The organism is Flavobacterium sp., assembly GCF_040402835.1.
Taxonomy (GTDB): Bacteria; Bacteroidota; Bacteroidia; order Flavobacteriales; family Flavobacteriaceae; genus Flavobacterium.
In genome coordinates this window covers 1-26,559 of record NZ_JBBALW010000023.1, presented here as the reverse complement: position 1 = coordinate 26,559, position 26,559 = coordinate 1, and the positions used below count along the sequence as shown (strand labels likewise).

Below are 26,559 nucleotides of genomic sequence, written 5' to 3'. Positions count from 1 at the left end.
GAATTTTATAATTAATCTGTGAAAATTTGTGAAATCTGTGTTCTGTAATTTAAACCTGAATAACGCCTAAATTAAATTTCTTTTCGATTGGCGAATGGTTGGCAGCTTCAATTCCCATAGAAATCCAAGTTCTGGTATCTAAAGGGTCGATAATAGCATCTGTCCAAAGTCGGGAAGCCGCATAATACGGGGAAACTTGTTCGTCATAACGTGCTTTTATTTTGTCAAATAATTCTTTTTCTTTTGCTTCATCTACCACTTCTCCTTTTGCTTTGAGCGAAGAAGTTTCAATTTGCGCCAATACTTTTGCAGCTTGCGTTCCACCCATAACCGCTAATTCGGCACTTGGCCAAGCAAATATAAGTCTTGGATCGTAGGCTTTTCCACACATGGCATAATTTCCTGCGCCATAAGAATTTCCAACAATAACCGTAAATTTTGGAACTATAGAATTCGAAACTGCATTAACCATTTTTGCACCATCTTTAATAATTCCTCCGTGTTCTGATTTGGAACCTACCATAAATCCCGTGACATCTTGAATGAAAACCAATGGGATTTTCTTTTGATTGCAATTGGCTATAAAACGTGTGGCTTTGTCGGCAGAATCAGAATAGATAACGCCACCAAATTGCATTTCACCGCCTTTAGTTTTCACTACTTTACGTTGATTGGCTACAATTCCAACCGCCCAACCGTCTATTCTGGCATAACCTGTAATTATTGTTTGCCCGTAACCATCTTTATACGTGTCAAATTCAGAATTATCAACCAATCGATTGATAATTTCCATCATATCATATTGCTCGTTTCTTGCTTTTGGCAAAATCCCGTAAATTTCTTTTTCGTCAAATGCTGGTTTTTGAGATTTTTCTCTGTTGAAACCCGCTTTGTCATAATCACCAATTTTAGAAAAGATATTCTTGATTCTGTCTAAGGCGTCTTTATCGTCTTTAGCTTTATAATCGGTTACTCCTGAAATTTCACAATGTGTTGTTGCTCCGCCAAGTGTTTCGTTATCAATGCTTTCTCCAATTGCGGCTTTCACCAAATAACTTCCTGCTAAGAAAATACTTCCTGTTTTATCAACAATCATCGCTTCGTCACTCATAATCGGAAGATAGGCACCACCTGCAACACAACTTCCCATTATAGCAGCAATTTGGGTAATTCCCATGCTACTCATTTGAGCATTGTTTCTAAAAATGCGTCCAAAATGTTCTTTATCCGGGAAAATTTCATCTTGCAAAGGCAAATAAACACCTGCGGAATCGACCAAATAAATGATTGGTAATCGATTTTCCATAGCTAGTTCCTGAGCTCTCAAGTTCTTTTTGGCAGTAATTGGAAACCAAGCACCTGCTTTTACAGTCGCATCATTGGCAACAACAATGCACTGTTTTCCTTTTATATATCCAATTTTCACAACCACACCGCCAGAGGGACAGCCCCCGTGTTCGGCATACATTCCTTCTCCAACAAAAGCGCCAATTTCTATACTATTTGCTTTAGCATCAAGTAAAAAATCAATGCGTTCGCGAGCGGTCATTTTGCCTTCGTTATGCAATTTTTCAATGCGTTTTTCACCACCACCAACTTTAACTTTGGCAAATTTTTGCTTTAAATTAGAAATTAATAATTTATTGTGATCTTCGTTTTTGTTGAAATTGATGTCCATATAATGAATAAAATTGTACTATAATGGTGCTAAAATACAAAAAGCAATGATATAAATTGACATATCATTTATTTTGAGTGTTAAAATAGATTGTATATGGTTAATTTGGTAAAAAAGTATATTTTTGATTGATTTTTGTTAAAAAAACGGATTGGGCGTTTAGGTTAGTTAACTTGTAAATGATAATTTGGTAACATTAAGTTAACATTAAACAAATAACTTTGCTTTTTTAAAACCAACAAATTATGAACGCTAATAGTATTTTCCAGTTTTTGATCCCTAAAGATAAAAAATTTTTCCCATTGTTCGAAGAAGCGTCTAAAAATTTGATTTTAATAGCGTCAGAATTGCATGAAGCAGTTAACCTACCTTTGAAAGAACGGGACGTTATTTTCCAAAAAATAGCTGATTTGGAACAAAAAATTGAAGATATTACGCGAAAAACAAATTTAGAAGTAAGCAAAAATTTTATAACACCATTTGACAGAGAAGATATATTTTCTTTGATTACTGCAATAGATAATGTTGCGGGTAATCTTCATGGAGCAGCAAATAGAATGAAATTATATCAAGTTGATAAGATTACAAAATCTATAAGAAAATTAACAGAAATCAATCTTGAGGCTTGTCAAAATATTGATGTTGCTGTTAGAGAATTGAGAAATTTCAAAAATGTTAAAAACATTATTGACGCATGTGCAAAAATCAATAAATTGGAAAATAAATCCGATAATGTTTATGATAAAGCAGTAGCTGAATTGTTTGAAAATGAAACAGATGCGAAAAATATAATTAAATATAAAGAAGTTTTATCAGTATTAGAATCGGCTACCGATAAATGTAAAAATGCGGCAAGTATTCTTGAATCGATTGCTGTAAAACATTCTTAAAAACCTCAGATTTATTCTGAATTATAATTATGGAATTCAACCTACTACTCCTTATTATTGTATTAGCATTACTATTTGATTATATAAATGGTTTTCACGATGCAGCCAATTCTATCGCTACAATTGTAGCAACAAAAGTATTAACTCCTTTTCAAGCAGTTGTTTGGGCAGCATTTTTCAACTTTTTAGCCTATTGGGTTTTTGGTTTTGGTGTAGCTGATACGGTTGCGAAAACTGCTAATACAAGTAGTATAAACCTAACGGTGATACTTTCAGGATTAATTGCAGCTATTATTTGGAATTTAATTACCTGGTGGAAAGGGATTCCATCTTCTTCGTCGCACACCTTAATAGGTGGTTTTGCAGGTGCTGCAATTGCCCACGGATTTAGAGATGTTACTGATCCGGAACATGCAGGTTTTAAAATTGTAAACTGGCTTAAAGCTGCAAAAGAAGGAGAATTATTGCCTTCTGGAGTGATGATGGTCATTATCTTTATCATTTTCGCACCATTAATAGGAATGATTATTTCCTATTTTATCTCTTTGTGGATGATTTATTCTTCAAAAAAGAAAGTTCTTCCTAAATTAGTTACGGTGTTTATTATGATTTTGGTAATTTGGTTTTTAAATTCTGTTTTGAAATTTGAAATAGACGCTAAAGATGCTCGTTTTCAAAGTAAATTCTTATCAATAATCGCATTTCCGGCTAATATTAAATGGTTATTAGTTGGATTTGTATTTTTCAGTTTAGCCATTTTCAATCTGTTTTTCAGTAGTTTTTCTACCGCTAAAGCAGAAGCTATTCTAAAGAAAATGCAATTGATATCTTCCGCAGCTTTTAGTTTAGGTCATGGTGGTAATGATTCTCAAAAAGTTATGGGTATAATAGCTGCCGCAGTTGCTGTTTATATCAAAACAAATCCACATGTAAATATGTCAACGGGTTGGTTTGACTTAAATGTAATATTACCTTCAGAAAAAGATGGAATTAAAATTGACGGTTCAATACCAGCATGGATTCCACTGACTTGTTATACTGTAATTGCGCTTGGAACGTTAAGTGGTGGATGGAAAATTGTGAAAACAATGGGTTCTAAAATCACGAAAGTAACCGCTTTTGAAGGCGTTGTTGCTGAGTCCGCAGGTGCATTGACTTTGTTTATGACAGAACATTTTAAAATTCCAGTTTCTACAACACACACTATTACAGGTTCAATTATTGGTGTTGGAATTACCAAAAGAATTTCAGCTGTTCGTTGGGGTGTAACCGTAAACTTAATTTGGGCTTGGGTGTTAACGATTCCAATATCAGGGATTTTAGCCGCGTTAATGTATAGTATTTTGAGTTTGTTTTTATAATAAAACAGTTATCATATAAAAAACCATCTTACTAAGATGGTTTTTTTATGCTATTTAAATACGTGTTATTTACTTGAATCACGAACCAATCGTTTCAAAATTGCCCATTGTTTCAATGCATCTCGTGCTTCAACTGCAGGATAACCCAACATAATTTTTCCAGCTTCAATATCTCCTGTAACGCCAGAACCTGCACCAACAATAGCTCCATCACCAATAGTTGTGTGGTCTTTTATAGAAGCGCTCCCGCCAATGACTACGCCATTTCCTAAAGTAACTGAACCTGCTAATCCTGAATTTCCTGCCATAATACAGAATTTCCCTAAGATGCTGTTGTGTCCAATTTGTACTAAATTATCAATTTTGCAACCATCACCCAAAACAGTTGAACTGAATTTTCCTCTATCCACGCAAGTGTTAGCACCAATTTCGACCCAATTTCCAATGATTACATTCCCAATTTGTGGAATTTTAACTAAGCCACTGTCGGGACAAGGACGGAATCCGAAACCATCTGCTCCAATAGTAGCATTGGGATGAACTATACAATCCGTTCCTAAATGACAACGTTCCCGAACCACTGCGTTAGGCCAAATCACTGTGTTTTTACCAATGGTGCATTCGTCAAGAATAGTAACATTTGGGTAAATAGTAACATTTTCACCAAGAACTACATTAGGTCCGATATAACTTCCAGCGCCAATACGAGTCCCAGCGCCAATAGTAACCGAAGAATCTATGATAGCCGAAGGATGAATGTATATAGAAAAGAATGGAGTAGGAGGTGCGTACAATTCCAATACTTGCGACATTGCTAAATCAGCATTTTTCACTTTAATGAAAGCTCTGTTTTCGCCGGGTTCTATAGAAATATTTTCATTTACTACAGCAACACAGGCCTTTGAAATTGACCAAAGTTTCTCGTATTTTTTATGTCCAATAAAAGAAATTTCGGAAGTACTTGCCCGTTCTAATTGCTCGGGAGCTGTAATTAATTGGGAAGTTTTTCCAACAATTTCTCCTTTTAGTACTTCATTTATTTGTTCGAGTGTGTAGGTCATTTATATAATTTGGATTTGGTATTAATATCAAAATACGGCATTTTACATAACATTTGCAAGTGAAATAAAAAAATAAAACAGTTTAAAGTTTAAAGTTTCGACAAAATCTAAGAAGTCTTAAATCTAACTAGTCTATTTTTCCTCCTTCTGTCCCATCATCATCAAAAATGCTTTCAAAAACGCATCAATTTCACCATTCATTACACCGTCTACATCGCTAGTTTCATAGCCTGTGCGAACGTCTTTTACTAATTTATAAGGTTGCATTACATAATTTCGAATTTGCGAACCCCATTCGATTTTCATTTTTCCAGCTTCAATATCTGCTCGTTGTGCCTGTTTCTTCTTTAATTCAATTTCGTACAATTGAGAGCGTAACATTTGCATCGCCCGTTGTCTGTTGTCTTGTTGGGATCTTGTTTCCGAACATTGTATCTGAATTCCGGTAGGTTTGTGAACCAATTGGACTTTGGTTTCCACCTTATTTACATTTTGTCCACCAGCACCGCTAGAACGGGAAGTAGTAATTTCAATATCGGCAGGATTAATATCTATTTCAATACTATCATCAACTAGCGGATACACATATACTGAGGCAAACGAGGTGTGTCGCTTGGCATTGCTGTCAAATGGAGAAATTCGCACCAATCGATGCACTCCATTTTCCCCTTTTAAATAGCCAAAAGAATAATCTCCTTCAAACTCAAGTGTTACGGTTTTTATTCCCGCAGCTTCGCCTTTTTGAAAGTTCAATTCTTTGATTTTATAACCGTATTTTTCGCCCCACATCATGTACATTCGCATCAGCATTTCTGCCCAATCGCAACTTTCTGTACCTCCAGCACCTGAGGTAATTTGAAGTACGGCACTCAAAGAATCTCCTTCGTCAGAAAGCATATTTTTGAATTCGATGGCTTCAATATAGGAATTAGTTTCCTGATATTGTTCGTCCAATTCCTCGGAGGTAAGTTCTCCTTCTTTATAAAATTCGTAAGCCAATTGCAATTCTTCTGCCATTTCGCAGGCTTTATCATAATCTTCTACCCATTTTTTCTTGGAACGAAGAATCTTAATATAAAGTTCAGCTTCCTTTGGATTGTTCCAAAACTCGGGGGCTAACGTCTTTTCTTCTTCGTTTGTAATTTCAATTAATTTGGTATCAACGTCAAAGATACCTCCTCAACGCACCAAGGCGCTCTACAATACCTTTAATTTGTTCGGTAGTTGTCATAAATTATATTAATTTTGTAAAGCAAAAATAAGAAATTTTTCACGAAGAGACAAGTCGAAATTTGTCTGTATTTCAAATATAAAAATCAATATGGAAATTAATTTAGTTAGCGATACCGTTACAAAACCTACTCAGGAAATGTTACGTTTTATGTTTCAAGCAGAAGTTGGTGATGATGTTTACAAACAAGACCCAACAGTCATTGAATTAGAAGCTAAAGTTGCCGATTTTTTCGGAATGGAAGCAGCCCTGTTTTTCCCTTCTGGAACAATGGCAAATCAAACAGCAATTAAACTGCACACGCAACCAGGCGAACAATTAATCGCTGATAAATGGGCGCACGTTTACAATTATGAGGGTGGCGGTGCTTCCTTTAACAGCGGTGTTTCTTGTTGTTTGGTAGATGGTAATCAAGGAATGATTACCGCCGATCAAGTCGCCGGAGCTATTAATAATCCTGAGTTTTATCACAGTCCGCTAACGAGTTTGGTATGTGTTGAAAATACCACCAACAAAGGGGGAGGAGCTTGTTATGACTTTGAAGAATTCCGAAAAATACGCCAAGTTTGCGATACCAATAACTTGAAATTTCATTTGGATGGCGCGCGTATTTGGAATGCTTTGGTTGCCACCAATGACAATCCAAAAGATTACGGAGCAGTATTTCATACCATTTCCGTTTGCTTATCAAAAGGGTTGGGTGCACCAATTGGCTCACTTCTATTATCCGACAAGGCTACCATACACAGAGCACTAAGAATCAGAAAGATACTTGGTGGCGGTATGCGTCAAGTTGGCTATATAGCAGCTGCGGGATTATATGCTTTAGACAACAATATCGAACGCTTATCTGAAGACCACCGACGTGCAAAAGAATTGGGAAACGTACTTCAAAAATTACCTTGGGTTGCCAAAGTTGAACCTGTAGAAACCAATATTTTGATATTTTCGGTACTGCCTTCAGTAGATGAAAACATGTTGATGGAAAAACTAAAACAAAAAGGAATTTCAATAAGTTCAATGGGACATGGAAAACTACGAATCGTTACCCACTTAGATTATCGCGAAGTAATGCACAGTTATGTACTAGAAACTTTAGAAAAGTTGGTTTTTTAATAATATGATAAGTATTACAATCAATACAAATAATTCAAGTTTAACATCATTTATATAATGTATTTACAAATAAATAAATAAAAATTTAAATAATTTAAAAATAGTAAGAGATTTAATTAAATCTATTTTTTAGAGATTTTTTTGGTTTTACCGTCATGGTTTTATATAAAATAGTTCTTTTTTTATCCACAAAATAATAAATTTACAGGTTATTTTTATTTTTTAAACTTTCGAATGTTTAAGATAAAAAAAACTAAAATTTTACGAATCTACAAACTATCAAATTGATAATTAATCTATTTTATTTTGTAAATTTGCATCAAATTAAAGAACAATAAAATGGAAAATGGTATATACGCTAAATTTATCACCACAAAAGGCGCTATTTTAGTAAAATTAACACACGATTTAACTCCAGGTACAGTTGGAAACTTCGTAGGATTGGCAGAAGGAAACTTAGAAAATAAAGTAAAGTCACAAGGAAATAAATACTATGACGGATTAAAATTTCATAGAGTAATTCCAGATTTTATGATACAAGGTGGATGTCCACAAGGAATCGGAACAGGCGGGCCAGGTTATAGTTTTGAAGATGAGTTCCACCCAACGTTAAAACACAATCGTCCTGGTGTTTTATCTATGGCTAATTCTGGACCTGCAAGTAATGGTTCACAGTTTTTTATTACGCACATTCCAACAGATTGGTTGGATAATAAACACACCGTTTTTGGGCATGTTGTTGATGGACAAGATATTGTAGATGCTGTTGCCCAAGGGGATGTTTTAGAATCTTTAGAAATTATTAGAGTAGGAGAAGAGGCTCAAAAATGGAATGCAATTGAAGCTTTTATTACTTTTAAGGGTGCTCGCAACAAACGTGATGCAGCTATTAGAGATGAGGCAGAAGCTAAAATGGAGTCATTGGCTGCTGGTTTTGAAAAAACAGAAAGCGGATTGCGATACCAATTCATTCAAAGAGGAAATGGTAAAAAAGCAGAAAACGGAAAAACTGTTTCGGTGCATTATACAGGTCAATTAGAGGACGGGAAAGTATTTGACAGTTCTTATCCTCGTAAAAAACCAATTGAATTTCCTTTAGGACAAGGAAATGTTATTGAGGGTTGGGACGAGGGAATTGCTTTATTACAAGTTGGAGACAAAGCGCGTTTCGTTATTCCAGCACATTTAGGATATGGAAGTCGTGGTGCTGGTGGTGCAATTCCACCTAATGCAGTCTTAATTTTCGATGTTGAATTAATGGACGTTAAATAGAAGTTTTTAATCTAAATATTTGATTAAATTTTAATCCCAATAGTAAAATATTATTGGGATTTTTTTATATTTACTAATAAATAGACACATTATGAAAACAAATCTTATACTTCTAGCTTCCCTTTCCTTATTATTTTCTTGTGCTTCGAAATCAGTTATTTCCGATACTTCAAAAACTAAAGCTAGCACAGATATCATAATAATTCAAGAAGTTGTTTCATCAGAAAATACTGATGCACCAGAAACTAAAACTTCTTCTAACAAAATGGCTATGTTAACAAAAGAACTTTATGAAAGTAAAAACCTTTATGAAAACAGCTGCAGCAAATGTCATAAATTGTATTTACCTAATGAATTTACTAAAGAAGAATGGCCTAGTATTTTGCTTAAAATGCAAAAAAAGTCCAAGTTAGATGACTCTAAAATTGCCGGTATTCAAGATTACATCAATTCTCAACTTTGATATAAAAAAAATCGGAAACTATTTCTAATTTTTTTTATATTTATTAAATATCATCAAAATCAATATTAGTAAAACTAGATGTATCTGGTAATCCAACATCTTCTGTTTTTTCAGCCGGAAATTCTTTTTTGAAATCTTTTTGGTGTCTTTCAGAAATAACTTCTTCTCCTTTGTGATTTAATACATACGAAGTCATATCTTCTAAAATTTCTGCAAAAGCTGTAAAGTCTTCTTTGTACAAATAAATTTTGTGTTTTTTGAAGTGAAATGATCCGTCTTCTTCTGTAAATTTCTTACTTTCAGTAATTGTAATATAATAATCGTCGGCTTTTGTAGCTCTCACATCAAAGAAATACGTTCTTCTCCCTGCTCTCAAAACTTTAGAAAAGATTTCCTCTTTTTCTAACATATCATTTTCTCTCATAACCGTTTTTTAAGTTTAAATACAACCCAAAAATGATAAAAAAAGGATTAAAAAACAACATTTATGACAAATCTTTTTCAGAAAGTTGTTTCAGATATAATTCTTTGTAATAACCATCTTGGTTTACTAATTGATTATGAGAACCTTGTTGGATAATTTCGCCATCTTCAATAATTATTATAGTATCTGCATTTTTAGCCGATGAAACCCTATTACTAACTATTATGGTGGTTTTGTTTTTGCAATATTCTAATAAATTAGTCAAAATTGTTTCTTCTGTTTCTGTATCAACTGCGGACAAACAATCATCGAGCAATAAAATTTCTGGATTTTTTATTAATGCTCTTGCTATAGAAACCCTTTGTTTTTGTCCGCCCGAAAGTGTGATTCCACGTTCGCCTAAAACTGTTTCATACTTTTTGGTGAAGTTGATAATATTATCGTGAACTGCAGCATTTTTTGCTGCCAAAACAACCTGTTCATCTGTTGCATCTTCTTTTCCAAATTTGATATTATTTTTTATCGTGTCAGAAAACAAAAAGGCATCTTGTGGAACAATTCCAATATTGTTTCTTAAATCGAATAAATGAACGTCTTGAATTGGCATTCCATCAATTAAAATCGTTCCATTCGTAACATCATACAAACGACTAATTAAGGTAAGTATACTCGATTTCCCCGAACCTGTTTTTCCTAAAATCGCTAATGTTTCTCCTTTTTTTACAGAAAATGAAACATTATTTAGTGCTTTAATATTGGTGTCGTCATAAATAAAAGTTACGTTTTTAAATGTTATTTCTCCCTTAATAATAGAATGGTTTTCTGAATTATTTCTGATTTCTGGTACAATTTTCAAAAATTCATTAATGCGTTTTTGAGAAGCTTCGGCCTCTTGAATCATAGAAGAAATCCAACCTAATGATGCTACTGGCCAAGTCAACATATTCACATAAAGTATAAATTCAGCAATTATTCCAATGCTTTTGACACTTCCATTGATATATAACATTCCTCCAAAATAAATTACTATTAAATTACTTACGCCTATTAATGCTAGCATTAAAGGACCAAACAGTGATTGAACTTTTGCCAAATTCATACTTTTTTCTTTACTTTCTAAAGATAAATTATTGAGATTTTCTTGATGTATGTTTTCTAAGGAATAGGCTTTTATTACTCTAATTCCTGAGAATATCTCTTGTGTAAAACTTGATATTTTAGATAAATATTGCTGAAAAATGGTACTTCTTTTATTAATTTGTTTGCTCAATCTGAAAATAGCATACGATAAAATCGGTAAGGGAATTAATGTATACAATGTTAAGATTGGGGAAACATTATACATATATATGATTACAATCGTAAAACGAATAAAAGTATTAATTGTATACATTACTGCAGGGCCCACATACATTCTGACTTTTCCAACATCCTCACTGATTCGATTCATTAAATCGCCAGTTCTGTTTTGTTTGTAGAAACTTTGAGACAAATTTTCATATTGTCTGAACACCTCATTTTTTAAATCAAATTCAATAAGTCGTGACATTACAATTAATGTTTGACGCATTAAAAAAGTTAAGAATCCAGCAATAAGAGTTGTTGCTATTACTAATAAAACATTGTGAAAAAGTTCATTACGGATTATTGAAATGTCAGAAGTATTCGTTTTTGAGAATCTTTCTATTGCTTCAAATGATTTACTAATTAATTTTGGAGTAAATAAAGAAAATATTTGAGCTATAATAGTTATTAAAATCCCTATTAAAAAACGGAATTTATATTTTATAAAATATTTATTTAGATATTGTAATTCTTTCATTTTTGGGAGATAATTGTTACATTTTAAATATTAAAATCGGAATTAATTGCTAAGAAAACGTAATTGCAAATGTAAGGTTTTAATAGGTAAATTTTACTGTAAGATTTTTTAAAAGAAGAATATTAATTTTATATCATAAATTAAACTTTTATTTTATTTAATCATTTAAAAATTGAATAAAACAAAATTTTATAGTTGTTAGAATGGAATACGAACCATACAAATAAATAAATATTTTTAGTCAATCTTATTCTTATTTCGTTATTAAATCCCTAATAATTCAAAGAAATATCACTAATTTTGCAATTATAATGGATGATTTCTCTCCCCAAGTAGGAATTGAGTTTTGAAAAATTAAAATAATTTTACAATGTCAGTTTTAGAGAAATTAAATGCCGAAGGAATTATTGCCTTAGAAAATAAGTATGGTGCCCACAATTATCATCCACTTCCAGTAGTTTTAAATAGAGGAGAAGGAGTTTATGTTTGGGATGTAGAAGGAAAAAAGTATTATGATTTTTTATCTGCTTATTCTGCTGTAAATCAAGGTCATTGTCATCCAAAAATTGTTGGAGCAATGATAAAACAAGCTCAAACATTAACGTTAACTTCTCGTGCATTTTTCAATGATCAATTAGGTTCTTATGAAGAATTTGTAACTAAATATTTTGGTTTTGATAAGGTTTTGCCAATGAATACAGGTGCCGAAGCTGTTGAGACCGCGTTAAAACTCTGTAGAAAATGGGCTTATGAAGTAAAAGGAGTTGCAGAACACGAGGCACAAATCATCGTTTGTGACGGAAATTTCCATGGTAGAACAACTACTATTATTTCATTTTCTAACGATGAAAATGCCCGTAAGAATTTTGGGCCTTACACGGAAGGATTCATCAAAATTGCTTATGATGATTTAGAAGCATTAGAAATTGCCTTAAAATCCTCAAAAAACATAGCTGGTTTTCTTGTAGAACCAATTCAAGGAGAAGCTGGAGTCTATACTCCTACAGATAATTACATGATGCGTGCCAAGGAATTGTGTAATCAATATAATGTTTTATTTATTGCAGATGAGATTCAAACTGGAATCGCAAGAACGGGTTCGTTGCTTGCAGTTTGTGGAAATTGCACTTGCGAAAAGCATTGCGAAAGACAAGAAACCTATGCAACTCCTGATATATTGATATTAGGAAAAGCGTTATCTGGCGGTGCTTATCCGGTTTCGGCAGTTTTAGCAAATGATACTATTATGAATGTTATAAAACCAGGGCAACACGGTTCTACTTTTGGCGGAAATCCAATTGCAGCTGCCGTTGCAATTGCAGCTCTAGAAGTGGTAAACGAAGAACATTTAATTCAAAATGCACGTTTTTTAGGAAAGTTATTCAGAAGTAAATTAAACGAATACATATATACATCCAATATTGCTGTTTTAGTTCGTGGTCGTGGCTTATTGAATGCAGTCGTTATTAACGATACCGAAGAAAGTGATACTGCTTGGAATATTTGCTTGGCATTGCGTGATAATGGACTTTTAGCAAAACCAACTCACGGAAATATTATCCGTTTTGCACCGCCATTAGTAATGAATGAAGCGCAATTATTAGATTGCGTTGCTATTATTATCAAGACGTTGAAGCAATTTGAGAAATAGTCTTACATTAAAAAACCCACTAATTTATTTGAAGTATTTCAAGTAAATTAGTGGGTTTAGTGTTTTTAAAAAGCAATAAATTATTGATCTTGCTCTTGTTGGTATTTTGCTTTTGCTTCTAAATTTTTCTGAATTTCTTTTATGCGTTCTTCGCCAAGTGATAATATAAAAATAAATCCAATCATAGCAATACTACTTAGGACAATCCCAATAATACCCAGTATTTTTCCAGTGTTAATGTTTTTGTAATTCAAATATAATTCAGGACTTTCTTGGTATAATTTCAAATCTTTTTTAGCTAAAACTAATGCTATAATTCCTAAAGTTAATCCTATAACTCCATAGCAACAGCAAGTTAGTATTGATAGTATTCCTAATACAAGTACTGCGGTTCCATTGGGTAAGTTTCTTTTTTCCATGTTTTAATTTAAATTTAAAGGTTTGTTAATTTGTAAATATAAGCAATAATCATAATCAATGCGTTTGTAATTGCCATTCCAATGATAATTTTGTGGTAATCTCTAGATTTATCGATGAAATGCAATCCTAAAAATCCGAGAAATATAAGTGTTGTATAAATTGCTGGAAACTGATAGAAAGCTTTTGTGAATTCTCCATTGATTAATAAAAGTAAAGAACGTTGCGTTCCACAGCCCATACAATCAACTCCAAAAAGCGATTTATTCATACAAGGCAACATGTATTTTTCTATATCCAAAACTTAATTTATTTGTATTGCAATTTAACAAAAATAATATTCATTCTGGAATAGTAAGTTTATTATTTTAAAGTTGCCTACTTTTGAATTCTAAATACAAATAGAAATGAAAAAATGGTTGCTTCCAATAATGATAATTGCAATTTTAATTGCTTTTTATGAGCAAAGTTTAGAGAAGAAAAATGTCTATATTTCGGTTATTGCAATCGCAGTATTTATGTTTGGAATGATGAAATTGAGTGCTAAAACACCAAGCAAAAATCAAGATAAAGAAGACGAAAATGTTCAATAAAGGCGATAAAGTTTCGGTACTTGACGATGCCATAAATGGAGTGGTAGTATCGGTTCAAAATAAAGAAGTTTCTATAGAAACAGAAGACGGATTTTTGATGACATATTTTGTCAATGAATTAATTATGTTACTAGACACCAGTGATTTAAGTAAAAGTATAGGAAGTTTTAATTCAAATCAAATTAAAAAAGAAAAAGAAGAGCCAAAAGCTAGAAGTTTTATAAAAAACAAGAAGGAAAAGTATGAAATTCCCGCTCCAGAATTTGATTTACACATCGAAAAGTTAGTTCCGAGTTTTAAGGGAATGAGCAATTATGACATTCTAACTTTACAAACAGAAACGGCAAAACGACATCTTGAATTTGCCATAAGAAATCGCATTCCAAAAATTGTTTTTATTCATGGTGTTGGTGAAGGAATTTTAAAAGCAGAACTTGATTTTTTATTAGGAAGATACGATACTATAGATTTCCGAGAAGGCAATTATCAGCGTTATGGAATGGGTGCGACTGAAGTTTTCATCAGGCAAAACTCAAAATAAAAGGATGTTTTATTCTAAATCGAAGTCACAAAATTCCCATACACATATTGCGAATAAGTAAAAGAATTTATACCATTCGAAAACGTAATATTCTTGAAAACCACATAGTGATTATAACCCGTCAAAACCTGAGTTGTGGGATTTAATATTTGAGTTGTAGTTACTTCTATTATTCCACTTGTTCCTGCAACACCAGCGGCAGCATTCCATTCGTCAGAAACAGTTGGACTTGCAGGTGGAAAGGAAGCACAAAAATAAGCACTACTAATAATGGAATTAAAAAGTCTGTAAATAACTTTATTGGTACTGCTAATTATAATAGTTCGAGGAGTGTTTGCAGCCGTAACTACGTTTGCAAAAGTTGAAATTGGCGTTTGTAAAATTAAAGCTTCATTATTTTTAACTTTGAAAAACAATCCGTTATTTATTGAACAAGAATTTATTGCTGCTGCAGGATCAAAATTAAAGGTATCTAATTTTATATTTCCATCATCACAACTATTAAAAAGTAAGGCACAAAGCAATAAACCAAGAAATCGTTTCATATTTTTCATATTTAAAACAAAAATAGAATTTTTAATTTGTTTCAAAAGCATAACTGTATAAAATCATAAAAATTAACTCTTTATTATAGAACATAGAGTTGAACCATTGCTTTTAGGAATTTAAACAGCAATAGATTAATGACAATAGAATTCGTTATATTTGCAACGATTTTATTTCAGAAAGCGACAAAAAACAAACAATGAAAAAAGTATATTTAGACAACGCATCAACTACTCAAATTCGGGAAGAAGTGATTCACGAAATGGTTACTATACTATCAAACGACTATGGTAATCCATCGTCAACGCACAGTTTTGGTAGAAATGCAAAAAGTATAGTGGAGCTTTCTCGAAAAGCTATCGCCAAAGAATTGAACTGCCACGCACAAGAAATTATCTTCACTTCAGGTGGAACAGAATCTAATAATTTAATTCTTCGTTCCTGCGTGAAAGATTTGAAAGTAAAAAGAATAATCACTTCTAAAATCGAACATCACGCTGTTTTACATACTATTGAAGCCTTACAAAAAGAGTTTGATATTCAAGTTGATTATGTTGCAATCAAAGAAAATGGTGTTATTGACAAAACGGATTTAGTAGATTTACTTGCACAAGATATTAAAACATTGGTTAGTTTGATGCATGTTAATAATGAAATTGGAACGGTTTTAGAATTGGATTTAATTGCAAGAATTTGCCAACAAAACTGCGTATTATTTCATTCAGACACGGTTCAGTCTGTTGCAAAAACGGAATTAGATTTACAAAAAATTCCAATTGATTTCCTAGTTGCTTCGGCACATAAATTTCACGGACCCAAAGGTATTGGTTTTGCATTTTTGAGAAAAAATTCAGGTTTGCTTCCTCAAATTTTTGGTGGCGAACAAGAAAAAGGTTTGCGTCCTGGAACTGAAGCGGTGCATCAAATCGCTGGAATGGCAAAGGCTTTAACGCTTTCTTTAGCCAATTTAGATGCTGAAAGAACCTCCATTACGGAAGTTAAAAACTACCTAATCCAACAATTAGAATTAGAATTTCCAGAATTTCAAATTAACGGTTCTCATGATGGTTTTTACACAGTTTTGAACATAATCTTACCTTTTTCGGAAGATAAAACCGCAATGATTCTCTTTGGTTTAGATATGAAAGGAATTTCAGTCTCCCGAGGTAGTGCTTGTCAGTCAGGAAGTGTCAAGCCTTCACACGTTCTCGTTGAATTTCTTTCTGTTGAAGATTTGAAAAAACCAAGTTTGCGAATTTCATTCAGTCATTTCAACACCAAACAAGATATTGACATGCTAATTGAAGGTTTGAAAGGAGTTTAAAGCAATGAACATTTCAATAATATTGATATTAAAATGGCACCTCGCTGTCATCCCCATAACTATTTAAATTGCTACCAAAAGCTTCGTTTGCTGAAGGTAAGTTTTTGGTTTGAAATGGATTATCATCGTGATTCATTTTGGAAGGTAAATCATCATAACTACCGCTATAACTTTCTAAATTTTCAAATTTACCAAGATTTCCAACAAATTTCAAACGCACACTTTCTAAACTTCCATTTCTATGTTTGGCAATAATAAATTCTGCCTGCCCTTGCGTTGGCGAACTTCCTTCATCATCCCATTCGTCTAATTTGTAATATTCGGGTCTGTAAATAAACGAAACAATATCCGCATCTTGCTCAATCGCTCCGGACTCTCTAAGATCGGATAACAAAGGTCGTTTGTGACCTGGACGAGATTCAACAGCCCGAGACAATTGAGATAATGCAATTACGGGTACACCTAATTCTTTGGCTAATGCTTTTAAGTTTCTGGAAATTGTAGAAATTTCTTGTTCTCTATTTCCTCCTCCTTTTCCGTTACTTCCACCCGCTGTCATTAATTGTAAATAATCTACAATAATTAATTTTATTCCATGTTGTGAAGCTAATCTCCTAGATTTAGCCCTTAAATCAAAAATGGATAGAGAAGGAGAATCATCTATAAATAAGGGTGCTTTTTCCAAATTTTTAACCTTAATACTTAGTTGTTCCCATTCGTGTTTTTCTAATTTTCCGGTTCTTAATTTTTCTGACGACAATCCTGTTTCAGAAGAAATTAATCTTGTAATTAGCTGTACCGATGACATTTCCAAAGAAAATAGAGCCACTGGATATCCAAAATCTATAGCTATATTTCTTGCCATTGAAAGCACAAATGCAGTTTTACCCATACCAGGACGGGCGGCAATAATTATTAAATCGCTTGGTTGCCATCCCGAAGTTATTTTGTCTAGTTTATCAAATCCAGAAGCAATTCCACTCAATCCCTCTTTTCCTGCAATTTCTTCAATTCTCTTTTTAGCTTGAATTACCAAACTTTGTGCTGTTTCAGAACTACGTTTGATGTTTCCTTGAGTAACTTCGTATAATTTTGATTCTGCTTTATCTAATAAATCAAAAACATCTGTAGATTCATCGTAGGATTCCTCAATAATTTCAGACGAAATTCGGATTAAACTCCGTTGGATAAATTTCTGTAGGATAATTCGGGAATGAAACTCAATATGTGCCGAAGAAGATATTTTTTGAGTTAGTTGAATCAAATAAAAATCACCACCAGCTAATTCTAATTTGGCACTCTTTTTTAACTGTGCTGAAACTGTTAACAAGTCTATAGGTTGAGAATCTGTGAACAATTGATAAATTGCTTCAAAGATATGTTTGTGAGCATCTTTATAAAACGCATCCGGTTGTAAAATATCAATAACCTCATCAACTCCTTTTTTGTCAATCATCATTGCGCCCAAAACCGCTTCTTCGAGTTCGAGAGCTTGTGGCGGGATTTTTCCTTTTTCTAAATTGATAATAGTAGTTTTTTCTACTCTTATGGGGTTGAGATTTACTAATTTTTCCATATGGCGAAAGTAACAAAAAAATAAAAAAATTCCTTTAAGAGTTATTAGAAATAATTGTTGATAACCAATTATTTTTTGTTTATAACCAAAAAAAAATCCGAAACCATTGGGCTTCGGATTTAACATTTATTTGTAAGAATTTACTCCTTAAACTCACCCATCTTACTGTATTTGTCCATTCTTTGGGCAACTAAGTCAGTTGTTGATAAGTCTTTCAATTCGTTGTATCCTTTCAAAATATATTGTTCTACAGTTTTGAATGTAGTTTCTCTGTCATAGTGAGCGCCACCAAGTGGTTCAGGGATAATATCGTCCACTAATTTTTGTTTTTTCATATCCGCTGAAGTCAATTTTAGTGCTTCGGCTGCTTGTTCTTTGTATTCCCAACTTTTCCAAAGTATCGAAGAACAAGATTCTGGAGATATTACAGAATACCAAGTATTTTCTAACATATAAACCCTGTCGCCAACACCAATTCCTAATGCTCCACCAGAAGCACCTTCGCCTACAATTACAGCGATAATAGGCACTTTCAAACGAATCATTTCGAAAATGTTTCTTGCTATAGCTTCCCCTTGTCCACGTTCTTCAGCTTCCAATCCAGGATAGGCTCCCGGAGTGTCAATTAATGTTAAAACAGGAATCCCGAATTTTTCGGCCATTTTCATTAATCGCAATGCTTTTCTGTATCCTTCAGGATTTGCCATTCCAAAGTTACGAAATTGACGTGTTTTGGTGTTAAACCCTTTTTGTTGGCCAACTATCATAAACGATTGACCTCCAATTTTCCCTAATCCACCGATCATTGCTTTATCGTCTTTGAAATTTCTATCTCCGAACAGTTCAAGGAATGTGTCTCCACACAAAGCCCTAACGTGATCCATGGTGTAAGGACGACTTGGATGGCGAGACAATTGTACGCGTTGCCAAGCAGTTAGATTTTTGTATATTTCTCGTTTGGTTTCTTCTAGTTTTTTCTCAATTTGTTTGCAAGTAGTGGTTACATCTACATTGGATTCTTGACCTATTATTTCACATTTGTCTAATTGGTCTTCTAATTCTTTTATGGGAAGCTCAAAATCTAAATATTCCATGTGGTATGTGCGTTTTAATTTAATTTTAGTAGGCAAAGATAAAGTTTAATATCCTGAATAAAAGTAAATTTAACAATTATTGAAAGTCAAATTAAATAAAAAATAATAAAACACTAAATCCCTTTACATTTTCATTCCGTTTATTAATAATAACTTAATCTTTAGTTTACTTAAAAAAGTTTACAGTATATAATTTTGTAAATATATTATACTTTATTTTATAGAGGTAAAATAGATTATAATTCTGTCCATTTTTTTTATATGATTCTCAAATAGTAATGCGAAAATTATTCATTGATTTAAAATTATACTTTATTGTGTGTTTAGTTTTTATAGGTACAACACTTATAGGTGTATTTACTTATGGGAAAGTCCCTTTACATTTAATTATTAATCAATATAATTCTATTTTTCAAGATATTTTTTTTAAATATTTTACAAATGTTGGAGATGGTTTATTTGCAGTTTTTGTTTTGCTAGTAGTATTGTTTGTAGTAAAAATTAGAACTTTTTTTATTGGATTATCAACGTTTTTAATATCTGGAATTATTTGCCAAGTAATGAAAAAAGTCATTTTTTTTGATCAATTAAGACCTTCAAAATATTTTAATTCAAATCAATTACATTATGTTAAAGGTGTAGTTTTACATTCTTATAATTCTTTTCCTTCTGGGCATGCGACAACTGCTTTCGCCATGTTTATGTTTTTAGCTTATATTTTTAAAAATAAATTCTCTCAAATATTTTTCGCAACGATTGCGTGTTTAACAGCCTATTCAAGAGTTTATTTGTCTCAACACTTTTTTGGAGATGTTGTAGCAGGAAGCGTTGTTGGGATATTTTCTTTTATAGTTTCTTATTCTATATTTATTCCAATTAGAATTAAATGGTTTGATAAAAAACTTAAATCTTTGTTTAAAAATAAATCAAAAACTAAAAAGGTTTCTTTAGCTTAATTTAAAAAACATTCTTCCTCACATAGAAAACAAATCCGCCTTTTTCATACAAAAATTTAATGTTTTTAAGATGAAGCACTTTTTCCTTATCATACATTTTACTAACAAGATATACTGGTTTATCGATATTACCGTAAAGTAGCCATTCCTCATTTAGCGACTTTAAATTTTCAGGTTTTTGCTTATTTGTATAGAAAAATTTAGCATAACTTCGAAAACCAAAAGTAGTTACATATTCATTTTTATTATTGTGTTTTTGAAAAAAATCAATCATACTTCCTTGTGTATGTTGCTCAATTTTAGGAACTATAAAAATCATTAGTAAATTCAATATTAATGCGTTTAGCAAAAATAAATGTATAATGTAGCGAATATTGTTTTTTAGTTTTATTAAAATAATTACTAACAGTATTATATATAATATTCCTAATAAATATTCAAAACCTCCCCATTGAACTGGTAATTGAATATTTTGAACAGCAAATTTATCTTTGATTAAGGGAATTATATTGGCTTTAAATTTTATAATCAAAGGAATAGCTGTAAAAATTAATCCTACTAAAATGCCAACAATAGCAAGTAATACGAAAGATATTTTGTGTAAATTTCTTTTTTCATTTATGTTTTGGTATATCACATAGGAAGCAATAAAAGACAATGGGAAATAACATAAAGAAGAGTAATGAACTATTTTAGTCGTTGTTAATGAAAATAAAATCAGAACAACCCAAAATAAAATGAAATTTAAGGTGTAAAAATCTTTCACCAAAATAGGTTTAGAATCTGAAAAATTTTTCTTTAAAATATAAGGAATTACAATTAGTGAAATTGGAAAGCAACCAAAAAATAACACTATAAAGTGATAGTAAAATGGTTCTCCATGACCTGCTTCCGAGGTTGTAAAAAGTCTTATTTGATAGGCTATAAAATCTTTAAAGAGTTCAATTCCGCCACCATTTATAATTTCTGAAATAAACCAAAATGAAGTGATTATACAAATTATTACTGCAGCAATTATTAAATCGAAAATTTTTATTTTGATAGTTTTCCATTTATAAATTACAAAAAACAATACCACTAATATAATTATCAAGAGAGCGACAGGTCCTTTAGTTAATACAGCTAAGCCTGTTAATAATGAAGCTATTAATAAATATTTTTTTATATATTCAACTTGATATATATAAAAGAAATAAACCGATAAGAAAATGAATAAGTTGAATAAAGGATCTATAATTCCTGATTTAAAATAAAAATGCGGTAAAAAACTTCCGATATATGAAAGCCCCCAAATAAAGGCAAATTTTTCTGAAATGAATTTCTTGCCAATGTAAAAAAGAGATAGAATAGATGCTATTCCCACCATTACATTAGGAAATCTACTGGCAAATTCATTAATACCAAAAATTTTCATCGACAAGGCTTGTAGCCAAAAAAATAAAGGCGGTTTTTCCCAAAAAGGGAGGTAATTTATTTGAACATTTAAATAATTCTTATTAACAATCATTTCCCTAGCAATTTCGGCAAAATTCACCTCATCCCAATCAAACAGATGTACAGAACCAATTGCAAATGGAAAGAAAACACAACTTAAAAGTAAGAGAATTAAAGCATAGTTATTCTTTAATTTATTTATGTTAAAAGATCCCATTTGACTATTTTATTTTTGTTTAAAAAGTACTTAATAGAAACTAAAATTACATGCATACCGTAAATACTACTTCTTTTGAAATTGATAGAGGAAGCTTCGGGAAAATACTTTGTTGGGCAAGTAACTTCGGCAATTTCGAAATTCTGATTACAAATTTGAGCAATAATTTGATTGTCAAATGCAAAATCATCTGAACATTTTTCATAATTAACTGAGTTCAGCACTTTCATGTCAAAAGATCTAAAACCAGTATGGTATTCTGATAGTTTTTGGTTCATCAAAACATTTTGAAAAAGAGTCAACATTCTATTAAAAAAATACTTGTACAAAGGCATTCCACCTCTCAATGCGCCATTACCTAGAATTCTTGAACCAAAGACTACTGGATATAATTCATTTCCAATTATGCTTACCATAGCATCAATTAATAACGGAGTATATTGGTAATCAGGGTGAAGCATTACAACAATGTCCGCGTTTAATTCTTTACATTTATTGTAACATGTTTTTTGGTTTCCACCATAACCTTTATTAATTTCATGTTTAATAACATGATTTATTCCTAATTTTTTTGCCAAGGCATACGTTTCGTCAATACTGTTATCGTCAACTAAAATTACTTCATCAACTACGTTCATCGGAATTTCCAAAAAGGTCTTTTCTAAAGTTTTTTCTGCATTGTATGCTGGAAGAACTACTACTACTTTTTTGTTTTTAAACATAAATTAATTCTATTTATAAATTATTTTATTTTCATCACTTTAGATTTTGAAAATCCAAAGTCTTAAAATTGACTATAAAATTAACATATATATCCACTCTTTAACTGACAAAGCAAAAAGTTAACATAGAATTCATATTGGAATATTACGAATTGAAAAATTATGGAAAGAGGTGTTAAAACAAAAGAATATAAATATTCAATTAGCTGTTTTTTGTTTTGTGGAAATATTTTATAACTCCGTTGAGAATTACGGTCGAAAGGATAATGAAGGCACCAATATAAAAATTGACGCTCATTTTTTCTGTTTCCTTAAACACAATTACCGCTAAAATTATTCCATAAATAGGTTCCAAATTAATGGTAAGCATTACTGTGTAGGGGCTTAAAAACTTCATCACTTTTACAGATGCGATAAAGGCATACGCAGTACAAAAAGTGCTTAGAATTATAAGGCAAACCCAATCGGAATTGGATATTTCAAAGAATTTTGCATCGAAACTACCCGTGAAAAACAGGAAGACGGAGAAAAAAAGTACGCCTCCTAAAAGTTCGTAAAAAGAAATAATTGTGGGGTTGTATTCTTTGGCATATTTTCCGTTTATCATAGAAAATAAAGCAGATAAAAATGCAGAACTTAAACCTAATAGTATTCCATTAATATAATGTCCGTCGATATTAAAAATAATATAAAGTCCGACGAATACTATTATTCCAAAGAGTACTTCGTACCAAATAATTTTGCGTCCGTAGAAAATAGGTTCCATTAAACTTGCAAAAAATGCACCCGTTGATAAACAAGCCAAAGTGACTGAAATATTAGAAACTTTGATGGCTTTGAAAAAAGTAAACCAATGAAAAGCGATGACTAAACCTGCGAATAAAAAGCCAATTAAGACTTTTTTCGGCACTTTCATTGGGATTTTTTTATACCCTATAAAAAGGAGTATGAAACCGACGGCGAGCAACATTCTGAACCAAACTAAAGGCATTGCGTCAAGTGAAATTAGCTTTCCTAAAACTGCTGTAAACCCCCATACAAAAACGATGAAATGAAGATGAAGGTAGCTTTTTAAGTTATCGTTTGGCATTTCGAAGGAGTAAAATTGCTAAAATTCCGAAAATAAAATTGGGTAACCAAACAGCTATTGCAGGGTTTATAGCAGATTTTTCTGCTAATGCTCCGAAAATCTTATCGAAAAACACGAATAAAAAAGCAATTGCGATTCCTATTGCTAAATTAATTCCCATACCGCCACGGCGTTTCATAGAAGAAACGGCAAGTGCAATAATGGTGAGTATAAATGCCGAAACAGGTAAACTGTATTTTTTGTAAAGCACTACTAAATAAACGCTGATATTTGCATTTCCTCTCTTAATTTCTTTATCAATGAAATGATTTAGTTCTAATATTGAAAGCGTTTCAGCAACATATACTGTTGGGGTTAGATCTTCCAAATCAAAACTAAATATAGAATCTTTTTTCTCGCATATTTCAATTTTGTCAGATAATGCGCCAACCGTTCTTTTATTGTAATCATAAAGAGTATAGTTTTTTCTTATTGGATTCCATTTTATTCTACTTGCTGTAATTTTATATTTTAATTTGTCTTTATCGAATTTCTCCATTGAAAAATGAAATGCCATTTTTGAGACTTGGTTAAAACTTCCTACGTATATATATTCATCTTTACTTATTTGTCTGAATACATCAGAATTCTCCCTCATTTTTTCTAATCCTCCAGGGGTTAAATAGTTATATCTAAAATTATTAAAACCTTCACTAGCTTTAGGCAATAAAAAAATACCCATTAAAAATGCTAACATGGAAACTATAGTTGCACCAATAATGTATGGCCGCATGAATCTTGTAAAAGATATACCGGAACTTAATATTGCAATTACCTCTGTATTGTTTGCCAATTTAGAGGTAAACCAAATAATAGAAAGAAATAAAAATATTGGAAATAATAGGTTTGCAAAGTAAATGGTAAAGTAAAAATAATATAACGCAATGGCTGAAAACGGAATTTTGTTTTGAATCATTTTGTCTATTTTCTCTGCAACATCAATGATTATTCCAATTGGAACAAACAGAAGCAACATTACAAAAAAGGTGCTCAAATAGCGTTTTAATATGTACTTGTCTATTATTTTCATAAAGTTATTACAATCTCTGACTCATATTTTTTACCATCATTTCTTTCCAAACTTTGAAATCTCCCGCTAAGATATGCTTTCTGGCTTCACGAACCAACCACATATAAAATCCAAGATTGTGAATTGTAGCAATTTGCTTTCCAAGATATTCGTTAGCAGCAAAAAGATGTCGTAAATAGGCCTTTGAATATTCTGTATCTACAAATGTCAATCCCATTTCGTCAACAGGCGAAAAATCGTCAGCCCATTTTCTATTTTTAATATTTATCGTTCCATTTGCTGTGAACAACATTCCATTTCGGGCGTTTCTTGTTGGCATCACGCAATCAAACATATCAATTCCAAGTGCAATATTCTCCAAAATATTTATAGGCGTTCCCACACCCATCAAATATCTCGGTTTGTCTTGCGGTAAAATTGTTGTAACAATTTCCGTCATTGCATACATTTCTTCGGCAGGTTCTCCTACTGAAAGTCCACCAATTGCATTTCCTTGCGCCCCAGCATTGGCAATATATTCTGCCGATTGCATCCGCAAATCTTTATACGTACTTCCCTGAACAATTGGGAAAAATGTTTGTTCGTAACCATATTTCACTGGCACTTTTTCCAAATGATTGATACAACGATCTAGCCAACGGTGCGTCATGTGCATCGAGCGTTGGGCGTACCGATAATCACATGGATACGGGGTACATTCATCAAATGCCATAATAATATCGGCACCAATAGTACGTTGAATCTCCATCACATTTTCAGGTGTAAAAAAGTGAAACGAACCGTCAATATGCGATTTAAATTTCACTCCTTCTTCCTTAATTTTTCTATTTGCTGAAAGCGAATACACTTGATAACCACCGGAATCAGTTAAAATATTCCGATCCCAATTCATAAATTTATGTAATCCACCCGCTTTTTCAAGAATCTCAGTTTGTGGACGCAAATACAAATGATACGTATTTCCAAGGATAATATCGGGATTAATTTCCTCCTTCAACTCCCGCTGGTGCACCCCTTTTACAGACGCAACAGTTCCCACAGGCATAAAAATTGGCGTTTTAATTACCCCGTGATCGGTCGTAATTGTTCCCGCTCTGGCTTGCGTTTGCGGATCGGTCTTTAATAAATCAAACTTCATATGGGCTTTTTTCAGTTCGCAAAGATAACGGAATTGTGATTTGCGAGTTCAGAAATACCCAATAAATTAACATTTTTACAATTTATATGTTTTCTTTGGGCGTACCCTCGTTCAGAACGACTTTGCTAAGAGTAATACAATTGGAGAACTCGGTCGTGCTGTGCGCTATAATCTCCCGATCCACTTTGTTTCGCAAGAGGATTACCGCTTCCATCACTCACGCAATTCCTAGAACAGAAAACCCATTCGATTCAAAAACTTTACTTTATTTTAACTTTAACTTAACCAATCGTTAATTTGTAATATATTTGCATGTTAGATAAATTAATACAATATATTATGCGGCAACACTTGCGCTTAAACGAATACAAAGTTCTGTTTTATAGACTTTCCTTAGCCTACATTTTTTATTTTTTTGCCCGCGTCTTATTTTTTATCTATAATTTCCGTTTGCTGAAAGTCGATTCTATAACCGACTTTATGTCGCTTTGTTATTATGGATTGGCTTTCGATACCACAGCTATATTATACGCAAACCTATTGTTTATAGTATGTTCCGTTTTTCCGCTTTTAAAAAATACCAATCCTGGCTATCAAAAATTCTTGTTCTATTTGTATTTTTCAATGAATTTATTGGCTTATGCTACTAATTTCATCGATTTTATTTATTACAAATTTACTTTTGCAAGAAGCACAATTGTGGTTTGGAATGTATTGAAACACGAAACTAATTTAACACCTCTATTTGTAAGTTTTATTTTCGATTATTGGCATGTCTGGGTTTTATTTCTGATTTTCTCCGCACTTTGGATTTGTTTATCATTGTTGTCCGATAAAAGTAAATAAAAAAGAAGCCAAAAAAAAGGCTTCTTA

The 26,559-nt window shown here is 32.1% G+C and carries 26 protein-coding genes; 11 read left to right on the top strand and 15 right to left on the bottom strand.

Annotation, left to right across the window (positions count from 1 at the left end; all coding sequences use genetic code 11):
• Positions 1-49: 49 nt before the first annotated feature.
• On the bottom strand, positions 50-1,678 hold the full coding sequence (locus AC9UEH_RS08940) for an acyl-CoA carboxylase subunit beta (RefSeq protein ID WP_509530921.1): 1,629 nt from the start codon (positions 1,676-1,678) through the stop codon (positions 50-52).
• Between the two features lie 245 nt (positions 1,679-1,923).
• On the opposite strand from AC9UEH_RS08940, the gene AC9UEH_RS08935 reads away from it, so the two are divergent.
• Together AC9UEH_RS08935 and AC9UEH_RS08930 are read left to right on the top strand one after the other, a co-directional pair.
• Positions 1,924-2,568 (top strand): DUF47 domain-containing protein, encoded by a 645-nt coding sequence (locus AC9UEH_RS08935; RefSeq protein WP_509530919.1) that lies wholly within the window; start codon positions 1,924-1,926, stop codon positions 2,566-2,568.
• 29 nt (positions 2,569-2,597) lie between these two features.
• Positions 2,598-3,929 carry an inorganic phosphate transporter gene (locus AC9UEH_RS08930; protein WP_509530917.1) on the top strand — a complete coding sequence of 444 codons (1,332 nt, stop codon included), beginning with the start codon at positions 2,598-2,600 and terminating at the stop codon, positions 3,927-3,929.
• A 65-nt stretch (positions 3,930-3,994) separates the two neighbouring features.
• Here the strand turns inward: AC9UEH_RS08930 and lpxD are convergent, their stop codons facing one another.
• A complete protein-coding gene (lpxD, locus tag AC9UEH_RS08925) occupies positions 3,995-4,990 on the bottom strand; it encodes a UDP-3-O-(3-hydroxymyristoyl)glucosamine N-acyltransferase (protein ID WP_509530915.1) in 996 nt (331 codons plus the stop codon).
• A 132-nt stretch (positions 4,991-5,122) separates the two neighbouring features.
• Positions 5,123-6,221 (bottom strand): peptide chain release factor 2 gene (gene prfB / locus AC9UEH_RS08920; protein WP_509530913.1). Its coding sequence is split into 2 segments (ribosomal slippage): positions 5,123-6,157 and positions 6,159-6,221, totalling 1,098 coding nucleotides; the frame shifts between segments, so codons are not numbered across the junction.
• A 90-nt stretch (positions 6,222-6,311) separates the two neighbouring features.
• Here prfB and AC9UEH_RS08915 point away from each other — a divergent pair.
• The 3 genes from AC9UEH_RS08915 (at position 6,312) to AC9UEH_RS08905 (ending at position 9,072) form a co-directional block, all read left to right on the top strand.
• Entirely contained in the window at positions 6,312-7,337 is a 1,026-nt protein-coding gene (locus AC9UEH_RS08915; protein WP_509530911.1) for a threonine aldolase family protein, read from the top strand.
• A gap of 339 nt (positions 7,338-7,676) precedes the next feature.
• Entirely contained in the window at positions 7,677-8,609 is a 933-nt protein-coding gene (locus AC9UEH_RS08910) for a peptidylprolyl isomerase (protein ID WP_509530909.1), read from the top strand.
• Positions 8,610-8,700: 91 nt separating this feature from the next.
• Positions 8,701-9,072 (top strand): cytochrome c, encoded by a 372-nt coding sequence (locus AC9UEH_RS08905; protein WP_509530907.1) that lies wholly within the window; start codon positions 8,701-8,703, stop codon positions 9,070-9,072.
• Between the two features lie 43 nt (positions 9,073-9,115).
• On the opposite strand, the gene AC9UEH_RS08900 is transcribed toward AC9UEH_RS08905, so the two are convergent.
• Positions 9,116-9,496: a PUR family DNA/RNA-binding protein gene (locus AC9UEH_RS08900; protein ID WP_509530905.1), complete on the bottom strand. Its 381-nt coding sequence runs from the start codon at positions 9,494-9,496 to the stop codon at positions 9,116-9,118.
• Between the two features lie 61 nt (positions 9,497-9,557).
• A complete protein-coding gene (locus AC9UEH_RS08895) occupies positions 9,558-11,318 on the bottom strand; it encodes an ABC transporter ATP-binding protein (RefSeq protein WP_509530903.1) in 1,761 nt (586 codons plus the stop codon).
• A gap of 370 nt (positions 11,319-11,688) precedes the next feature.
• Between AC9UEH_RS08895 and rocD the strand changes: the two genes are divergently transcribed.
• On the top strand, positions 11,689-12,969 hold the full coding sequence (rocD, locus tag AC9UEH_RS08890) for an ornithine--oxo-acid transaminase (protein WP_509530901.1): 1,281 nt from the start codon (positions 11,689-11,691) through the stop codon (positions 12,967-12,969).
• A gap of 80 nt (positions 12,970-13,049) precedes the next feature.
• Here rocD and AC9UEH_RS08885 read toward each other — a convergent pair whose 3' ends face one another.
• Together AC9UEH_RS08885 and AC9UEH_RS08880 are read right to left on the bottom strand one after the other, a co-directional pair.
• Positions 13,050-13,388: a CCC motif membrane protein gene (locus AC9UEH_RS08885; protein WP_509530899.1), complete on the bottom strand. Its 339-nt coding sequence runs from the start codon at positions 13,386-13,388 to the stop codon at positions 13,050-13,052.
• A 14-nt stretch (positions 13,389-13,402) separates the two neighbouring features.
• Positions 13,403-13,687 carry a DUF2752 domain-containing protein gene (locus AC9UEH_RS08880; RefSeq protein WP_509530897.1) on the bottom strand — a complete coding sequence of 95 codons (285 nt, stop codon included), beginning with the start codon at positions 13,685-13,687 and terminating at the stop codon, positions 13,403-13,405.
• Positions 13,688-13,793: 106 nt separating this feature from the next.
• On the opposite strand from AC9UEH_RS08880, the gene AC9UEH_RS08875 reads away from it, so the two are divergent.
• Together AC9UEH_RS08875 and AC9UEH_RS08870 are read left to right on the top strand one after the other, a co-directional pair.
• The gene (locus AC9UEH_RS08875) at positions 13,794-13,979 is read left to right on the top strand and encodes a hypothetical protein (RefSeq protein ID WP_509530895.1); all 186 of its coding nucleotides are present in this window, start codon (positions 13,794-13,796) and stop codon (positions 13,977-13,979) included.
• Positions 13,969-14,520 carry a DUF8465 domain-containing protein gene (locus tag AC9UEH_RS08870; protein ID WP_509530893.1) on the top strand — a complete coding sequence of 184 codons (552 nt, stop codon included), beginning with the start codon at positions 13,969-13,971 and terminating at the stop codon, positions 14,518-14,520. The genes AC9UEH_RS08875 and AC9UEH_RS08870 overlap by 11 nt, the downstream gene beginning before the upstream one ends.
• Before the next feature lie 14 nt (positions 14,521-14,534).
• Here AC9UEH_RS08870 and AC9UEH_RS08865 read toward each other — a convergent pair whose 3' ends face one another.
• On the bottom strand, positions 14,535-15,074 hold the full coding sequence (locus AC9UEH_RS08865) for a hypothetical protein (RefSeq protein WP_509530891.1): 540 nt from the start codon (positions 15,072-15,074) through the stop codon (positions 14,535-14,537).
• A gap of 191 nt (positions 15,075-15,265) precedes the next feature.
• On the opposite strand from AC9UEH_RS08865, the gene AC9UEH_RS08860 reads away from it, so the two are divergent.
• On the top strand, positions 15,266-16,390 hold the full coding sequence (locus AC9UEH_RS08860; RefSeq protein ID WP_509530889.1) for a cysteine desulfurase family protein: 1,125 nt from the start codon (positions 15,266-15,268) through the stop codon (positions 16,388-16,390).
• 28 nt (positions 16,391-16,418) lie between these two features.
• Here the strand turns inward: AC9UEH_RS08860 and dnaB are convergent, their stop codons facing one another.
• Both dnaB and AC9UEH_RS08850 read right to left on the bottom strand, forming a co-directional pair.
• Positions 16,419-17,966, bottom strand: a complete 1,548-nt coding sequence (gene dnaB, locus AC9UEH_RS08855) for a replicative DNA helicase (RefSeq protein WP_509530887.1) — start codon at positions 17,964-17,966, stop codon at positions 16,419-16,421.
• A 140-nt stretch (positions 17,967-18,106) separates the two neighbouring features.
• Positions 18,107-19,060: an acetyl-CoA carboxylase carboxyltransferase subunit alpha gene (locus AC9UEH_RS08850; protein ID WP_509530885.1), complete on the bottom strand. Its 954-nt coding sequence runs from the start codon at positions 19,058-19,060 to the stop codon at positions 18,107-18,109.
• Between the two features lie 317 nt (positions 19,061-19,377).
• On the opposite strand from AC9UEH_RS08850, the gene AC9UEH_RS08845 reads away from it, so the two are divergent.
• Entirely contained in the window at positions 19,378-20,016 is a 639-nt protein-coding gene (locus tag AC9UEH_RS08845; RefSeq protein ID WP_509530883.1) for a phosphatase PAP2 family protein, read from the top strand.
• 1 nt (position 20,017) lies between these two features.
• Here AC9UEH_RS08845 and AC9UEH_RS08840 read toward each other — a convergent pair whose 3' ends face one another.
• The 5 genes from AC9UEH_RS08840 to tgt all read right to left on the bottom strand — a co-directional run bounded on the left by AC9UEH_RS08840 (position 20,018) and on the right by tgt (position 25,686).
• Positions 20,018-21,667: an ArnT family glycosyltransferase gene (locus AC9UEH_RS08840; RefSeq protein WP_509530881.1), complete on the bottom strand. Its 1,650-nt coding sequence runs from the start codon at positions 21,665-21,667 to the stop codon at positions 20,018-20,020.
• On the bottom strand, positions 21,649-22,389 hold the full coding sequence (locus AC9UEH_RS08835; protein ID WP_509530879.1) for a glycosyltransferase family 2 protein: 741 nt from the start codon (positions 22,387-22,389) through the stop codon (positions 21,649-21,651). The genes AC9UEH_RS08840 and AC9UEH_RS08835 overlap by 19 nt, the downstream gene beginning before the upstream one ends.
• 202 nt (positions 22,390-22,591) lie before the next feature.
• Positions 22,592-23,479: a DMT family transporter gene (locus AC9UEH_RS08830; RefSeq protein ID WP_509530877.1), complete on the bottom strand. Its 888-nt coding sequence runs from the start codon at positions 23,477-23,479 to the stop codon at positions 22,592-22,594.
• Positions 23,466-24,548 (bottom strand): LptF/LptG family permease, encoded by a 1,083-nt coding sequence (locus tag AC9UEH_RS08825; RefSeq protein ID WP_509530875.1) that lies wholly within the window; start codon positions 24,546-24,548, stop codon positions 23,466-23,468. The genes AC9UEH_RS08830 and AC9UEH_RS08825 overlap by 14 nt, the downstream gene beginning before the upstream one ends.
• A 7-nt stretch (positions 24,549-24,555) precedes the next feature.
• Entirely contained in the window at positions 24,556-25,686 is a 1,131-nt protein-coding gene (tgt, locus tag AC9UEH_RS08820) for a tRNA guanosine(34) transglycosylase Tgt (RefSeq protein ID WP_509530873.1), read from the bottom strand.
• Positions 25,687-26,136: 450 nt separating this feature from the next.
• Between tgt and AC9UEH_RS08815 the strand changes: the two genes are divergently transcribed.
• Positions 26,137-26,532 carry a hypothetical protein gene (locus tag AC9UEH_RS08815; protein ID WP_509530871.1) on the top strand — a complete coding sequence of 132 codons (396 nt, stop codon included), beginning with the start codon at positions 26,137-26,139 and terminating at the stop codon, positions 26,530-26,532.
• Positions 26,533-26,559 lie beyond the last annotated feature (27 nt).

Excerpts from the sequence above, each read along its gene's own strand:
- AC9UEH_RS08940 (WP_509530921.1), bottom strand. The coding sequence starts at position 1,678 with ATGGACATCAATTTCAACAAAAACGAAGATCACAATAAATTATTAATT.
- AC9UEH_RS08935 (WP_509530919.1), top strand. The coding sequence starts at position 1,924 with ATGAACGCTAATAGTATTTTCCAGTTTTTGATCCCTAAAGATAAAAAA.
- AC9UEH_RS08930 (WP_509530917.1), top strand. The coding sequence starts at position 2,598 with ATGGAATTCAACCTACTACTCCTTATTATTGTATTAGCATTACTATTT.
- lpxD (WP_509530915.1), bottom strand. The coding sequence starts at position 4,990 with ATGACCTACACACTCGAACAAATAAATGAAGTACTAAAAGGAGAAATT.
- AC9UEH_RS08915 (WP_509530911.1), top strand. The coding sequence starts at position 6,312 with ATGGAAATTAATTTAGTTAGCGATACCGTTACAAAACCTACTCAGGAA.
- AC9UEH_RS08910 (WP_509530909.1), top strand. The coding sequence starts at position 7,677 with ATGGAAAATGGTATATACGCTAAATTTATCACCACAAAAGGCGCTATT.
- AC9UEH_RS08905 (WP_509530907.1), top strand. The coding sequence starts at position 8,701 with ATGAAAACAAATCTTATACTTCTAGCTTCCCTTTCCTTATTATTTTCT.
- AC9UEH_RS08900 (WP_509530905.1), bottom strand. The coding sequence starts at position 9,496 with ATGAGAGAAAATGATATGTTAGAAAAAGAGGAAATCTTTTCTAAAGTT.
- AC9UEH_RS08895 (WP_509530903.1), bottom strand. The coding sequence starts at position 11,318 with ATGAAAGAATTACAATATCTAAATAAATATTTTATAAAATATAAATTC.
- rocD (WP_509530901.1), top strand. The coding sequence starts at position 11,689 with ATGTCAGTTTTAGAGAAATTAAATGCCGAAGGAATTATTGCCTTAGAA.
- AC9UEH_RS08885 (WP_509530899.1), bottom strand. The coding sequence starts at position 13,388 with ATGGAAAAAAGAAACTTACCCAATGGAACCGCAGTACTTGTATTAGGA.
- AC9UEH_RS08875 (WP_509530895.1), top strand. The coding sequence starts at position 13,794 with ATGAAAAAATGGTTGCTTCCAATAATGATAATTGCAATTTTAATTGCT.
- AC9UEH_RS08870 (WP_509530893.1), top strand. The coding sequence starts at position 13,969 with ATGTTCAATAAAGGCGATAAAGTTTCGGTACTTGACGATGCCATAAAT.
- AC9UEH_RS08865 (WP_509530891.1), bottom strand. The coding sequence starts at position 15,074 with ATGAAAAATATGAAACGATTTCTTGGTTTATTGCTTTGTGCCTTACTT.
- AC9UEH_RS08860 (WP_509530889.1), top strand. The coding sequence starts at position 15,266 with ATGAAAAAAGTATATTTAGACAACGCATCAACTACTCAAATTCGGGAA.
- dnaB (WP_509530887.1), bottom strand. The coding sequence starts at position 17,966 with ATGGAAAAATTAGTAAATCTCAACCCCATAAGAGTAGAAAAAACTACT.
- AC9UEH_RS08850 (WP_509530885.1), bottom strand. The coding sequence starts at position 19,060 with ATGGAATATTTAGATTTTGAGCTTCCCATAAAAGAATTAGAAGACCAA.
- AC9UEH_RS08840 (WP_509530881.1), bottom strand. The coding sequence starts at position 21,667 with ATGGGATCTTTTAACATAAATAAATTAAAGAATAACTATGCTTTAATT.
- AC9UEH_RS08835 (WP_509530879.1), bottom strand. The coding sequence starts at position 22,389 with ATGTTTAAAAACAAAAAAGTAGTAGTAGTTCTTCCAGCATACAATGCA.
- AC9UEH_RS08830 (WP_509530877.1), bottom strand. The coding sequence starts at position 23,479 with ATGCCAAACGATAACTTAAAAAGCTACCTTCATCTTCATTTCATCGTT.
- AC9UEH_RS08825 (WP_509530875.1), bottom strand. The coding sequence starts at position 24,548 with ATGAAAATAATAGACAAGTACATATTAAAACGCTATTTGAGCACCTTT.
- tgt (WP_509530873.1), bottom strand. The coding sequence starts at position 25,686 with ATGAAGTTTGATTTATTAAAGACCGATCCGCAAACGCAAGCCAGAGCG.